The following is a 13,088-nucleotide window of genomic DNA, read 5'->3' on the forward strand; positions in this document are numbered from 1 at the left end:
GGTGCCCGACGGTTGACCGGTCATCAAAGATCCGGTCAACAAGGAGCCGGGCTCATCCAATGCGCTTCGCCGCCAGGCGTTCGGGGGTCGGCCAACGTACGTCGTACACCCAGCCGAGCCGCTCGAAGATCCGGATGACCTCGGCGCTGAGGTCGATCTGGCCCTTCAGCGCGCCGTGCCTGGCGCAGGTGGGGTCGGAGTGGTGCAGGTTGTGCCAGGACTCGCCGAACGAGGGGATGGCCAGCCACCACACGTTGCGCGACTTGTCGCGGACCTGGAAGCTCTCCTCGCCGAACACATGGCAGATCGAGTTGATCGACCAGGTCACGTGGTGCAGCAGGCCGATGCGGATCAGCGAGCCCCAGAACAGCGCGGTCACCGCGCCCTGCCAGGACCAGGTGAGCAGGCCGCCGAGGATGCCGGGCAGCAGCAGCGAGGTGAGGGCCAGCGGGCCGAACCACTTGTGCAGCTTGACGACGTCGTCGTCCTTGACCAGGTCGGGGGCGTACTTCTCGCGGTTGGTCCGGTCGGCGTCGAACATCCAGCCCATGTGCGCGTACAGCAGACCCTTGGACAGCGACTTGAAGCCGGGGCCGAAGCGCCACGGCGAGTGCGGGTCGCCCTCCTTGTCGGAGAACTTGTGGTGCTTGCGGTGGGTGGCCACCCAGTCGAGCACGGACATCTCCAGCGAGAGGCTGCCCGCGATGCCCAGCGCGATCTTCAGGGGGCGCTTGGCCTTGAACGAGCCGTGCGTGAAGTAGCGGTGCAGGCCGACGGTGACGCCGAGGCCGGTCACGACGTAGAAGACGAAGGCGATGACGATGTCGGTCCAGCCGAGTCCCCATCCCCACGCGAACGGCACCGCGGCCACGAGCGCGATGAGGGGGAGTCCCACGACGAGGGTGAAGGTGACGAGCTCGGCCTTGCTCCGGGGATCGGGTTCGACGTCGGGCTTCGGTCCGGGGGACGTGCGCTCGGCGATAACGGTCATGGGCTACCTCTCACGACGTATATGAGAATGAATGTCCTGGCTACGCAACCGTAACCTACGCCATCGTAAGTTAGTAAGACCTAAGCCGCGAGTGTGGCGAAGGCGACTCTCTGCCCAAGAGAGGAGTAGGTTCTTTACCTTGCGGCTTTTCGGGCGGTCTGTTATGTGGCGCGCGCGTGGGCCAAGGATCGGTATCGTAGGAGTGCGTCGGGCGCTTCGGTGCCCGATTTAGTCCCGGATCGTCTAATCGGCAGGACAAGTGGTTTTGGTCCACTTTGTAGGGGTTCGAGTCCTCTTCCGGGAGCTTGGAGGCTCTCCCGCCGAGTAAGCGCGAGTGTCGGTTGGGTATCCTCACGGTGTCGGGAGGGTGGCGGTGCGAGAGCCGCGACCCTGAACCGCCCAGCCACAGGGAGCCCCAGTCCGTGAGTGTGCCGCGCCCGGCCGCAGTCATCGTCCTCGCCGCAGGCGAGGGCACCCGGATGAAGAGCCGAACCCCCAAAGTCCTGCATGAGATGTGCGGCCGCGCCTTGGTCGATCACATGCTCACCGCCGCTCGCGACCTAGGTCCCGAACGGCTCATCGTCGTCATCGGCCACGCCTCCGAACGGGTCGGCGCGCACCTGGCCGAGTCGAGCCCCGACGCGCGCGCCGTCGTCCAGCGGGAGCAGCGCGGCACCGGCCACGCCGTCCGCACCGTGCTCGAAGAGCTCGGCACGATCGCCGGCACCGTCCTCGTCACCTACGGAGACGTGCCGCTGCTGCGTACGCAGACCCTCGCCGAGCTGCTCGAACGGCATGCCGGTGACGGCAACGCGGTCACCGTGCTGACGGCCGAGGTGCCCGACCCGACCGGCTACGGGCGCATCGTCCGCGATGCCGGCGGCGCCGTGCTGGAGATCGTCGAGGAGAAGGACGCCACGCCCGAGCAGCGCGTCATCAAGGAGATGAACTCCGGCATCTACGCCTTCGACGGGCTGCTGCTCGCCGACGCGGTCAAACGGGTCTCCACCGACAACGCCCAGGGCGAGGAATACCTCACCGACGTGCTGTCCATCCTGCGGGAGGAGGGCCACCGGGTCGGCGCGCACATCGCCGCCGACTTCGTCGAGGTCGAGGGCGTCAACGACCGCGTACAACTCGCCTCCGCCCGCAAAGTGCTCAACCAGCGGCTGCTCGACGGCCACATGCGGGCCGGAGTCACGATCATCGACCCGGCAAGCACCTGGATCGACGTCGGCGTCGAGATCGAGCCCGACGTGGTCGTCCATCCCGGCACGCAGTTGCACGGTCACACCGTCATCGAAGCCGGAGCGGAGGTCGGGCCGGTCACCACGCTGACCGACACCAAGGTCGGCGCGGGCGCGGTCGTGCGCAACGCGGTCTGCGACCACGCCGAGATCGGCCCGGAGGCGAGCGTCGGCCCCTACGCCTACCTGCGCCCCGGCACCGTCCTCGGGCGCAAGTCCAAGGCGGGCACGTTCGTCGAGATGAAGAACACGCAGGTCGGCGAGCGGTCGAAGGTGCCACACCTGTCGTACGCGGGCGACGCCACGATCGGCGACGACGTCAACATCGGCGCGGCCGTGATCTTCGTCAACTACGACGGCGTCAACAAACACCGCAGCACGGTGGGCGACGGCGCGTTCGTCGGCTGCGACTCCATGCTCGTCGCCCCGGTGACCGTGGGCGACGGCGCTTACACCGCAGCCGGTTCGGTCATCGACGGCGACGTTCCTCCGGGCGCGATCGGCGTGGCCAGGGCGCGACAGCGCAACATCGAGAAATGGGTCTTGCGCAGGCGCGCGGGTACGAAATCGGCTGCGGCGGCCGAAAAGGCGCTGGCCAAGCAAGAACAGCAGGAGAGTGGCATATGACCGAGCTTGTCGAGGTCATCAGTAACAACCGCACCTTGGTCATGGGACCGACGAAGGAGATCTCATGACCAGCATCAAGCAGCCGGGCGAGAAGAACCTCATGCTCTTCTCCGGCCGGGCCTACCCCGAGCTCGCCGACGAGGTCGCCGAGCACGTCGGCGTCTCTCTCACTCCCACCAAGCTGATCGACTTCGCCAACGGCGAGATCTACGCCCGCTACCTCGAATCCGTCCGCGGCTGCGACGCCTTCGTGATCCAGAGCCACACCTGGCCCATCAACCAGTGGATCATGGAGCAGCTCATCATGGTCGACGCGCTGAAGCGGGCCTCCGCCAAGCGCATCACCGTGGTCATGCCGTTCTTCGGCTACGCCAGGCAGGACAAGAAGAGCCGCGGCCGCGAGCCGATCACGGCCAGGCTGATGGCCGACATGTTCAAGACCGCGGGCGCCGACCGGCTCATGTCGATCGACCTGCACACCTCGCAGATCCAGGGCTTCTTCGACGGCCCGGTCGACCACCTGTTCGCCATGCCGGTGCTCGAGAGCTACCTGAAGAACCGGCTCGACCTGGCGACCACCACGATCGTCTCGCCCGACACCGGCCGGGTCCGGCTGTCGGAGCGCTGGGCCGACACGCTCGGCACGCCGCTGGCCTTCATACACAAGCGCCGCGACCTCGACGTGGCCAACTCGGTGAAGGTCAGCGAGGTCGTCGGCAAGGTACGCGGGCGCACCTGCGTGCTGATCGACGACATGATCGACACCGCGGGCACCATCTGCAAGGCCGCCGACGCCCTCTACGAGCAGGGCGCCACCAATGTGATCACCGCCGCCACCCACGCGGTGTTCTCCGATCCCGCGGTCGACCGGCTGAAGAACTCCCGGATCTCCGAGGTCATCGTCACCAACACCCTGCCGTTGTCGCCGGCCAACAGGTTCGACAAGCTCACCGTTCTGTCGATAGCGCCGCTGATCGGCCGCGCGATCACCGAGGTGTTCACCGACGGTTCGGTGACCAGCTTGTTCGAGGGCGACACCTGAGCCGGTAGACTTGGAGGGTTGCGTTCGTAACGCCTTCCGCTAGGGCGGGTGAGGGGGAGCGCAAAATCCTGAAATGCATCCCTAGGAGATGTCATGTCTGAAGTACGTATCGCCGCCGAGCCGCGCACCACGTTCGGCAAGGGCGCCGCGCGCAAGATCCGCCGCGACAACAAGGTGCCCGCCGTCCTCTACGGCCACGGCACCGACACCCTGCACCTGACGCTGCCCGGCCACGAGGTGCTGCTCGCGCTCCGCACCGCCAACGTGCTGATCCACCTCAAGGGCGACGGCGTCGACGAGCTCGCGCTGCCCAAGGGCGTCCAGCGCGACCCGATCAGGGGCTTCGTCGAGCACGTCGACCTGCTCCTGGTCAAGCGGGGCGAGAAGGTCACGGTCGACATCCCGGTCACCACGGTCGGCGACGTCAACTCCGAGGGCCTGCTCGACCAGCAGCTCGTCTCCGTCTCGGTCGAGGCCGAGGCCACCCACATCCCGACCGGCGTCGAGGTCGACGTCGAGGGCCTGACGATCGGCACGGTGATCACCGCCGCCGACCTCAAGCTGGCCAAGGGCACCACGCTGATCGCCGAGCCCGAGACCGTCATCCTCCAGGTCATCTCCAAGCCGGTCGAGGCGCCCACCGAGGCCGAGACCGAAGCCGCCGAGGCCGCCGCGGACGCCGAGTAACACACCGCAGTTGTGCGACGGGGCAGCCGATGGCTGCCCCGTTTCGCGTGAGGGAGACACATGGACCGCTGGTTGATCGCCGGGCTGGGCAATCCAGGTTCCGAGTACGCCGGCAACAGGCACAACGCGGGCTTCATGGTGCTCGACGAGCTGGCCGCCAGGGCCGGCGGGCGGTTCAAGGCGCACCGGAGCCGATCCGAGGTGCTGGAGTCCAGCCGCGCGGTGCTGGCCAAGCCGCTGACGTACATGAACCTGTCGGGCGGCCCGGTCAAAGCGCTGTCCGACTTCTACAAGCTCGGCCCCGACCGGCTGATCGTGGTCCACGACGAGCTGGACGTCCCGTACGGCGCGCTGCGCGCCAAGCTCGGCGGCGGCGACAACGGCCACAACGGGCTGAAGTCGATCACCAAGGTGCTCGGCACCCGCGACTACCTGCGGGTTCGCTTCGGCATCGGGCGCCCGCCCGGCCGGATGGACCCCGCCGCCTACGTTCTGAAGGACTTCGCCACGGTCGAGCGCAAGGACCTGACGTTCCTGGTCGACCGGGCGGCCGACGTGGTGGAGTCGCTGATGGAGCGCGGCCTCGAAGTCACGCAGAACGAATTCCACCGCGCTGATCTGCACATTTCCGGCCCTCCTCGCTGACCATCGCATTGGGTCGTTCGTGGGTTCCCATGCCTCACCCAACGCTACGATCTGGTGACTGTCTGTTGATCAACGGTCACGTGGAGGGTTCGTGCGCGACGGCGAGGGGCTGATGACCCTAGTCCGGTCCGGCCACGCCAGGTCCAGGCGGGTCAGTCCCTACCTGCCTACCTGGATACGCGCTTATCGCATCCGTGCCATGCTCGGCGACTTCCTGTGCGCGGGCATGGCGTCCGGCTCCGCGTTCTACGTCAGGTTCGGCGGCTTCACCGCCTACTCCGCTCCCTACTTCGCGGTCAGCGTGGCGCTGCCGCTGCTGTGGATCTGCACGGTCGCGTTCAACCGGGCCTACGAGCCGCGCATGATCGGCATCGGCTCCGAGGAGTTCCGCCGCGTCGTGCAGTGCGGCGTCGCGCTGACCGCCGCGACGGCCATCGGCTCCTATGTGACCAAGACCGACGTCGCCCGCGGCTACGTGGTCCTCGCCCTGCCGCTCGTCACGCTCTTCACCCTTTTCTGCAGGTACGGCCTGCGCCGCTCGCTGCACCGCCGCCGGGCGGCGGGCGCGTGCATGCGCAAGGTGGTGGCCGTCGGGCACGCCTCGGCGATCGCCGAGCTGGTCCAGCTGTTCCGCAGGGAGCCCTACCACGGCATGGAGGTCGTGGCCGCCTGCCTGCCCGACGACGCGCCCGAAGAGCGGATCGCGGACGTGCCCGTCGCGGGCGGCTTCAGCGACGTGTCGATCGTGGTCGACCAGTCCGGCGCCGACACCGTGGCCGTGCTGGCCTGCCCCGAGATGGACGGCCAGGCGCTGCGGCGGCTGGCCTGGCGGCTGGAGCGCACCCGGACCGACCTCGTGGTCGCCCCGGCGCTGATGGACGTGGCCGGGCCGCGCACGATGATCCGGCCGGCCGCCGGGCTGCCGCTGCTGCACGTCGAGCACCCCGAGCTGGCGGGGGCCAGGCAACTGGTCAAGAACGGCTTCGACCGGGTGGTGGCCGCCCTGCTGCTGGTGTGCCTGGCTCCGCTGCTGGGCGGGCTGGCGCTGGCCGTACGCGTGACCAGTCCCGGGGCGGCGCTGTTCCGGCAGATCAGGGTCGGCAAGGACGGCAAGCTGTTTATGATTGTGAAGTTCCGCACGATGCGGCGTGGCTCCGAGCAGCAGAAGATCACCCTCGTCAGCGATGGCGACGGCGTGCTGTTCAAGGTCCGCAACGATCCCCGGGTGACGCCGCTCGGCACGCTGATGCGGCGCCACTCGCTCGACGAGCTGCCGCAGCTCATCAACGTGGTGCTCGGGCACATGTCGCTGGTCGGACCGCGCCCGCCGCTACCGGAAGAGGTCGCCCGCTATGGCGACGACGTGCGCAGAAGACTGCTGGTCCGGCCCGGACTGACCGGGCTGTGGCAGGTGAGTGGGAGATCCGACCTGTCCTGGGAGGAATCGGTCCGCCTCGACCTGCGTTACGTGGAGAACTGGTCTCTCATGCTGGATCTTCAGATCCTCTGGAAGACCTGGTCGGCCGTCGCCCGCGGGCAAGGAGCTTATTGATGACGATTCGGGACGACCATGCCCTCGCCGCCGATCTGGCGACGGAGGCGGGCGAGCGGTTGCTGGAGATCCGCAGGCGCACCGGCTTCGGTGACGCGTCCGCGCTGCGGGCCGAAGGTGACCGTGGCGCGCACGTCTTCCTGATGGAGTCGCTGGCCCGGCTACGGCCGAGCGACTGCGTGCTCTCCGAGGAGGCCACCCGCGAGGAACGGCTGGACCCGCGCCGGCAGAGTGCCTCACGCGTGTGGATCGTCGACCCGCTCGACGGCACCCGCGAGTTCTCCGAGGAGGGCCGGGCCGACTGGGCCGTCCACGTGGCGCTCTGGGACCGGGGCGCGCTGGCCGCCGGCGCGGTGGCGCTGCCCGCGCAGGGCCGCACGCTCACCACCGCCGAGCCGCCCACGCTGCCCGCCTTCGACCCCGCCTTCAACAACGGCCGGTTCCGCATCGCGGTGAGCCGCACGAGGCCGCCCGAGTTCGTGCAGAAGCTGGCCTATCTGGTCGGTGCCGACCTCGTGCCGATCGGGTCGGCCGGGGCGAAGATCTCCGCCGTGCTCACCGGCGAGGTCGAGGCGTACGTGCACGCCGGAGGCCAGTTCGAGTGGGATTCAGCCGCGCCCGTCGCCGTCGCGCAGGCGGCCGGGGCCCATGCCAGCCGCATCGACGGCTCGCCGCTGACCTACAACCAAGTTGACCCCTCACTACCGGATATCCTTGTTTCCCTACCTGACTTGGCGTCTGCCCTGCTCGCCGGGATTCGGGATCTGCACCGCTGAAGGCCGGAGGAAGTCCCCATGCTCCAGCGCGACTATACGACGTCGCAGCTCGACGTACTCGAAGCCGAGGCCATTCACATCATGCGTGAAGTGGCGGCGGAGTTCGAGCGCCCCTGTCTGCTCTTCTCGGGCGGCAAGGACTCCATCGTCATGCTGCGGATCGCCGAGAAGGCGTTCTGGCCGGCCCCGATCCCGTTCCCGCTGATGCATGTCGACACGGGCCACAACTTCGAGGAGGTCATCGAGTTCCGTGACCGCCGTTCCGAGGAACTGGTCGCCCGCCTGATCGTGGCCAGCGTGCAGGACTCGATCGACGCCGGGCGCGTGGTCGAGGAGACCGGGCGGCGCGCCTCGCGCAACCGCCTGCAGACCACCACGCTGCTCGACGCGATCGAGGAGCAGGAGTTCGACGCCGTCTTCGGCGGTGCCCGCCGCGATGAGGAGAAGGCCCGCGCCAAGGAGCGGGTGTTCTCCTTCCGCGACGACTTCGGCCAGTGGGACCCGAAGAACCAGCGCCCCGAGCTGTGGAACCTCTACAACGCGCGGATCCGCAAGGGCGAGCACATCCGGGTGTTCCCGCTGTCCAACTGGACCGAGCTCGACGTCTGGGACTACATCCGGCGCGAGGGCATCGAGATCCCGTCCATCTACTTCTCCCACACCCGCAAGGTCTTCGAGCGCGACGGCATGCTGCTGCCCGACTCCGAGGTCGTCAAGCGGGGCGACGATGAGCCGCTGTTCGAGGCGGTGGTGCGCTATCGCACGGTGGGCGACATGACCTGCACCGGGGCCGTGCAGTCCGCGGCCGGCACGGTGGAGGAGATCATCGAGGAGATCGCGGTCACCCGGATCACCGAGCGCGGGGCCACCAGGGCCGACGACCGCGCCTCGGAGGCCGCCATGGAGGATCGCAAGCGGGAAGGCTACTTCTAAACCTATGGACATCCTGCGTTTCGCCACGGCCGGAAGCGTCGATGACGGCAAGTCCACCCTGATCGGCCGCCTGCTCTTCGACTCCAAGGCGATCTTCGAAGACCAGCTCGAGGCGGTCGAGCGCACCTCGCGCGACCGCGGCACCGAATACACCGACCTGTCGCTGCTCACCGACGGCCTGCGGGCCGAGCGGGAGCAGGGCATCACGATCGACGTGGCCTACCGTTACTTCGCGACGCCGCGCCGCAAGTTCATCATCGCGGACACGCCCGGGCACATCCAGTACACCCGCAACATGGTCACCGGCGCCTCCACCGCCGACCTGGCGATCATCCTCATCGACGCGCGCAAGGGCGTCCTGGAGCAGTCGAGGCGGCACGCCTTCCTGACCACGCTCCTGCGGGTGCCCCACCTGGTCCTGGCCGTGAACAAGATGGACCTGGTCGACTACTCCGAAGAGCGCTTCGAGGAGATCCGCGAGGAGTTCACCGCCTTCGCCTCGAAGCTGAACGTGACCGATCTGACGTTCATCCCCATCTCGGCGCTCAACGGAGACAACGTCGTCTCCAGGTCCGAGAACATGCCCTGGTACCACGGCTCGTCGCTGCTGCACCACCTGGAGAACGTCCACATCGCCTCCGACCGCAACCTGGTCGACGTGCGCTTCCCCGTCCAATACGTGATCCGCCCGCAGCGGGCCACCGACCACGCCTTCCACGACTACCGCGGCTACGCGGGCCAGGTGGCGGGCGGCGTGCTCAAGCCCGGCGACGAGGTCGTCCACCTGCCCTCGGGCCTGGTCACCCGGATCGCCTCGATCGACACCTTCGACGGGCCGGTGGAGGAGGCGTTCCCGCCGATGTCGGTGACGCTCCGCTTCGAGGACGACATCGACATCTCGCGCGGCGACCTGATCGCCCGGCCCAACAACCAGCCGCAGGTGGCGCAGGAGATCGACGCCATGGTCTGCTGGATGGCCGACACCGCCAAACTGGCGCCGCGCTCCAAGCTCATGATCAAACACACGACGCGCACCGCTCGGGCGCTCGTTCGCGACCTGCACTATCGGCTCGACGTCAACACGCTGCATCGGGACGAGACGGCGGCCTCGCTGTCGCTCAACGAGATCGGGCGGGTGTCGTTGCGGATCACCCAGCCGTTGTTCGTGGACGACTACTCGCGTAACCGGCTGACCGGTGGGTTCATCCTGGTGGACGAGGCCACGAACGGGACGGTCGGGGCCGGCATGATCATAGACGTGCGGTAGTCAAGTCGTTCGAAGCGGGCGTCCGGTGGATCGGGCGCCCGCTTTTGCGTGTTTTGTGTGGCTTGGCGGCGGGTGATGCTGACTAGGACGGCCGCCACGCCCATGGTGGGTCTTAGGTAGATCCTTTGCCGTTTCACGGATGGAATGATTACTCTCCGCGCTAGCCTCTCCACGGTCCGTATTCTTCGCGCGAAAGCCGTCCCCCGTGACTCACCGTTCGACCGCCTCCCGGGTGATCTATCTGGGCGGCCTCGGCCGTAGCGGCACCACGCTGCTCGAAAGACTGCTCGGCGAGATCCCGGGCGTGGCACCCCTGGGCGAGGTCGTCCATCTCTGGGCCAGAGGGGTGCTGGGCGGCGAGCCGTGCGGCTGTGGCGCCCCCTTCCCGGCCTGCCCGTTCTGGCGCGAAGTCGGCGAGAGCGCGTTCGGCGGATGGACACCGGCTCTGGCCGAACGCGTCCTCGCCCTGCGGCACCGCGTCGACCGCACGCGCAGGATCCCCCGCATCGGCCACCCGGATCTGGCCGAATACACCGGCATCTACCAGCGCCTCTACGACGCCGCGGCCGTCACCGCCGGCGCATCGGTCGTCGTCGACTCCGGCAAGCACGCCTCCCTGGCCTTCTGCCTGGCGGCGGCCGGGGTGGACGTGCACGTGGTCCACGTGGTCAGAGACCCGCGGGCCGTCGCCCACTCCTGGCGCAAGACCGTCGAACGCCCCGAGGACGGCCGCCCGATGACCCGCTGGGGCCCCGCCCGCACGGCAGCCCACTGGACGGCCCAGAACCTCGCCCTGGACCTCCTCGCCGCTCGCGGTGTCCAGGTGACGAGGCTCCGCTACGAGGACCTCCTGGCCGACCCAGCGGCCGCCCTGGCGACATTGGCCGGCACTCTGGGCCTGGCCACGGCGCTGCCGTTCCTCACCGGCACGACCGCCCGGCTGACCGCCGCCCACACCGCCTCGGGCAACCCCATGCGCTTCACCGTCGGCCCGGTCCAACTACGGCGGGACGACTCATGGCGCTCCGGCCTGTCGCGCCACCACCGGCGGCTGGTCGCCGCGCTCACCTGGCCGCTCAGGTTGAGGTACGGCTACGGAGAGGCAATGGCATGACTCGGAGCTGCGACGCCAGGGTGCGATCCGTACCTCGTGGACCGGTTGCCGACGCCGCGACGTGGGCCGTACCTCTCGAAGGGGGTGCCGCATGAGCCCGTCCGTCGGCGTGGTGATCCCGACCAGGGGAGACCGGCCCGAACAACTGCGGGCGGCCACCCGAGCCGTCCTGGCGCAGGACTACCCCGGGCGGATCTCGCTGGCCATCGTCGTCGACGGTGGCGATCCCGCCGCCGTCGCCGGGCAGGTGGCCAAGGTGGCCGCGCAGGAGAACGGCACGGGCGTCCACCACCGTGTTCTCGTCCTGCCCAACGTGCTCAGCACCGGTCTGCCGGGCGCGCGTAACACCGGGATCGCCGCTTGTCACACCGAGCTGATCGCGTTCTGCGACGACGACGACGTGTGGCTGCCGGGCAAGCTCGCCGCACAGGCGCGGGCCATCGAGGATGGCGCCGAGTTCGTGAGTTGCGGCATCGAGGTCGAGTACGGCCGGCGCCGGGTGCCTCGGCTCGCGGGCACCGACACGGTCACGGTGGCCGACCTGGTGCGTTCGCGCATGGTGATGGTGCACTCGTCGACGTTCCTGTTCAGGCGTGGCGCCATGTGGGTGGACGAGAGCGCTCCGGCCGGTCAGAACGAGGACTGGGATCTGGCCCTGCGCGCCGCCAAGCGGCATCCGATCGCGAACATCGATCGCCCACTTGTACGTATCCGTTGGGGCAATTCCCACTATGTCGCCGGCTGGGCCGACCGCATCGCCGGGCTGGAATGGATGCTCGCCCGTCACCCCGAACTGGCCGTGGACCCGCGAGGCGCAGCGCGGGTCTACGGTCAACTCGCCTTCCACCACGCCGCGTTGGGCCGGCGCCGTGAGGCCGGGCGCTGGGCCCTCCGTACGTTCGCCTCCCGCATCGGCGAACCCCGCGCGCCGATCGCCCTCGCCGTCGCCGCCGGCCTCATCTCCGCACGGGCAGTCCTCGCCCTGCTCCACGATCGGGGGCACGGCATTTGACCCACCCCAGACCTCCCTCCCGCGATCACACCCCGCCGCCGTCTCGTGGCCGGTCCGAGCGCCCCGATACGGCCATGTCGTCGTCGCCTCACTGCCAGAGCGGTCAGATGGGGCGGGCAATGCCGCGACCTCGCGTCCGGTGTGAGCGGGTGGGCCGAGGCGTGCCGCGGTCTCGCGTCCGGCGTGAGCGGGCGGGTCGAGGCGTGGCGCGGTCTCGCGTCCGGGCTGAGCGGGCGGGTCGAGGCATGGCGCTCTTCCGCACTTCGGCGGGGCCGTCGCATCCCGTCCCCGCCGCGAGGAGTCCAGATACGGGGATCGGCACGAGAAGGGGCTCACGGGGGCGTCGGGAGAGGGGCGGGGGATGGCTGGGGAGAAGGAGCGGCCGGGGCGGGTGCTGGTCGGGGGCGTTGCCGTCGATCCGCTGACCGAGCGGCAGGTCGTCGAGCACGTAGACGGAGAACTGGAGGCCGGGCGGGGCGGCCGGATCGTGACGCCGAACGTCGACATCTGCCGGGCCGTCGAAAAGGACGACAAACTGCGCCACCTCGTCAACTCCGCGGACCTCGTCGTGGCCGATGGGATGCCGCTGGTGTGGGCGGCGCGACTGCTCGGCACGCCGATACCCGAGCGGGTCACCGGGGCCGACCTGATCTGGTCGTTGAGCAAGCTGGCCGCGCGCCGAGGGTGGCCGATCTATCTCCTGGGCGGCCCGCCGGGAGCGGCCGTGGCGGCCGCTCGTGAGCTCACTGCCTGCTATCCCAAGCTGCAGGTCTGCGGCGTGGACGCGCCGCCGTTCCGGTTCGAGAACGGGAACGGCGCGCGTGAGCGGGTGCGGCGGAGAGTCGTGGGAGCAGGGCCGAGACTGGTGTTCGTCGGGCTCGGGTTTCCGCGGCAGGATCGGCTGATCGTGCGGCTGAGCGAGGATCTGCCGGGGTCGTGGTTCGTGGGGTGCGGGTCGGCGATCGCGTTCGCCGCCGGGACGGTGCCCAGGGCGCCCGGCTGGATGCAGGGGGCGGGGCTGGAGTGGGCGTTCCGGCTGGCGACCGAGCCCGGACGGCTGGCCCGGCGCTATCTGATCGACGACCTGCCGTTCGCGGCCCGGCTGCTGGGTGGCTGCCTGAGGAAAAGGGCCTCCTCCGGAAGCGGCAGGACCACGGGCGAATAGGCCTTCTGCCGCCGGATCGCGGGCCCATAT

Annotated in this window: 12 protein-coding genes and 1 tRNA gene; 12 read left to right on the forward strand and 1 reads right to left on the reverse strand. The window is 69.0% G+C overall.

All coding sequences use genetic code 11. The features are described from left to right. Positions 1-52 precede the first annotated feature (52 nt). Complete coding sequence (locus tag AB0F17_RS38465; RefSeq protein ID WP_358033279.1) at positions 53-991, reverse strand: acyl-CoA desaturase; 939 nt, start codon at positions 989-991, stop codon at positions 53-55. 232 nt (positions 992-1,223) lie between these two features. Between AB0F17_RS38465 and AB0F17_RS38470 the strand changes: the two genes are divergently transcribed. From AB0F17_RS38470 to AB0F17_RS38525, 12 genes are all read left to right on the forward strand, one after another. After that, a tRNA-Gln gene (locus AB0F17_RS38470) sits at positions 1,224-1,295 on the forward strand. Between the two features lie 118 nt (positions 1,296-1,413). Further along, complete coding sequence (glmU, locus tag AB0F17_RS38475) at positions 1,414-2,865, forward strand: bifunctional UDP-N-acetylglucosamine diphosphorylase/glucosamine-1-phosphate N-acetyltransferase GlmU (protein ID WP_358033282.1); 1,452 nt, start codon at positions 1,414-1,416, stop codon at positions 2,863-2,865. 64 nt (positions 2,866-2,929) lie between these two features. Continuing rightward, on the forward strand, positions 2,930-3,907 hold the full coding sequence (locus AB0F17_RS38480; protein WP_358033285.1) for a ribose-phosphate diphosphokinase: 978 nt from the start codon (positions 2,930-2,932) through the stop codon (positions 3,905-3,907). 93 nt (positions 3,908-4,000) lie between these two features. Next, the gene (locus AB0F17_RS38485; RefSeq protein ID WP_358033288.1) at positions 4,001-4,594 is read left to right on the forward strand and encodes a 50S ribosomal protein L25/general stress protein Ctc; all 594 of its coding nucleotides are present in this window, start codon (positions 4,001-4,003) and stop codon (positions 4,592-4,594) included. Between the two features lie 60 nt (positions 4,595-4,654). After that, a complete protein-coding gene (pth, locus tag AB0F17_RS38490; RefSeq protein WP_358033291.1) occupies positions 4,655-5,239 on the forward strand; it encodes an aminoacyl-tRNA hydrolase in 585 nt (194 codons plus the stop codon). Positions 5,240-5,465: 226 nt separating this feature from the next. Then, on the forward strand, positions 5,466-6,791 hold the full coding sequence (locus tag AB0F17_RS38495) for a sugar transferase (RefSeq protein ID WP_358033385.1): 1,326 nt from the start codon (positions 5,466-5,468) through the stop codon (positions 6,789-6,791). Further along, positions 6,791-7,567: an inositol monophosphatase family protein gene (locus tag AB0F17_RS38500; RefSeq protein ID WP_358033293.1), complete on the forward strand. Its 777-nt coding sequence runs from the start codon at positions 6,791-6,793 to the stop codon at positions 7,565-7,567. Before AB0F17_RS38495 ends, AB0F17_RS38500 begins: the two co-directional genes overlap by 1 nt. An 18-nt stretch (positions 7,568-7,585) precedes the next feature. Further along, a complete protein-coding gene (gene cysD / locus AB0F17_RS38505) occupies positions 7,586-8,500 on the forward strand; it encodes a sulfate adenylyltransferase subunit CysD (RefSeq protein WP_358033296.1) in 915 nt (304 codons plus the stop codon). Between the two features lie 4 nt (positions 8,501-8,504). Next, positions 8,505-9,767 (forward strand): sulfate adenylyltransferase subunit CysN, encoded by a 1,263-nt coding sequence (cysN, locus tag AB0F17_RS38510; RefSeq protein WP_358033299.1) that lies wholly within the window; start codon positions 8,505-8,507, stop codon positions 9,765-9,767. Between the two features lie 205 nt (positions 9,768-9,972). After that, complete coding sequence (locus AB0F17_RS38515; RefSeq protein WP_358033302.1) at positions 9,973-10,881, forward strand: sulfotransferase; 909 nt, start codon at positions 9,973-9,975, stop codon at positions 10,879-10,881. Between the two features lie 91 nt (positions 10,882-10,972). Next, the gene (locus AB0F17_RS38520) at positions 10,973-11,893 is read left to right on the forward strand and encodes a glycosyltransferase family 2 protein (RefSeq protein WP_358033304.1); all 921 of its coding nucleotides are present in this window, start codon (positions 10,973-10,975) and stop codon (positions 11,891-11,893) included. Between the two features lie 361 nt (positions 11,894-12,254). Then, positions 12,255-13,058, forward strand: a complete 804-nt coding sequence (locus AB0F17_RS38525) for a WecB/TagA/CpsF family glycosyltransferase (protein WP_358033306.1) — start codon at positions 12,255-12,257, stop codon at positions 13,056-13,058. Positions 13,059-13,088: the final 30 nt, after the last annotated feature.

The organism is Nonomuraea sp. NPDC026600 (assembly GCF_040638335.1).
In the GTDB taxonomy this organism is placed as follows: Bacteria; Actinomycetota; Actinomycetes; order Streptosporangiales; family Streptosporangiaceae; genus Nonomuraea.

Bases quoted from the DNA above. Each gene is read 5' to 3' on its own strand.
- AB0F17_RS38465 (WP_358033279.1), bottom strand. From the start codon at position 991: ATGACCGTTATCGCCGAGCGCACGTCCCCCGGACCGAAGCCCGACGTC.
- AB0F17_RS38480 (WP_358033285.1), top strand. From the start codon at position 2,930: ATGACCAGCATCAAGCAGCCGGGCGAGAAGAACCTCATGCTCTTCTCC.
- AB0F17_RS38485 (WP_358033288.1), top strand. From the start codon at position 4,001: ATGTCTGAAGTACGTATCGCCGCCGAGCCGCGCACCACGTTCGGCAAG.
- pth (WP_358033291.1), top strand. From the start codon at position 4,655: ATGGACCGCTGGTTGATCGCCGGGCTGGGCAATCCAGGTTCCGAGTAC.
- AB0F17_RS38495 (WP_358033385.1), top strand. From the start codon at position 5,466: ATGGCGTCCGGCTCCGCGTTCTACGTCAGGTTCGGCGGCTTCACCGCC.
- AB0F17_RS38500 (WP_358033293.1), top strand. From the start codon at position 6,791: ATGACGATTCGGGACGACCATGCCCTCGCCGCCGATCTGGCGACGGAG.
- cysD (WP_358033296.1), top strand. From the start codon at position 7,586: ATGCTCCAGCGCGACTATACGACGTCGCAGCTCGACGTACTCGAAGCC.
- cysN (WP_358033299.1), top strand. From the start codon at position 8,505: ATGGACATCCTGCGTTTCGCCACGGCCGGAAGCGTCGATGACGGCAAG.
- AB0F17_RS38520 (WP_358033304.1), top strand. From the start codon at position 10,973: ATGAGCCCGTCCGTCGGCGTGGTGATCCCGACCAGGGGAGACCGGCCC.
- AB0F17_RS38525 (WP_358033306.1), top strand. From the start codon at position 12,255: ATGGCTGGGGAGAAGGAGCGGCCGGGGCGGGTGCTGGTCGGGGGCGTT.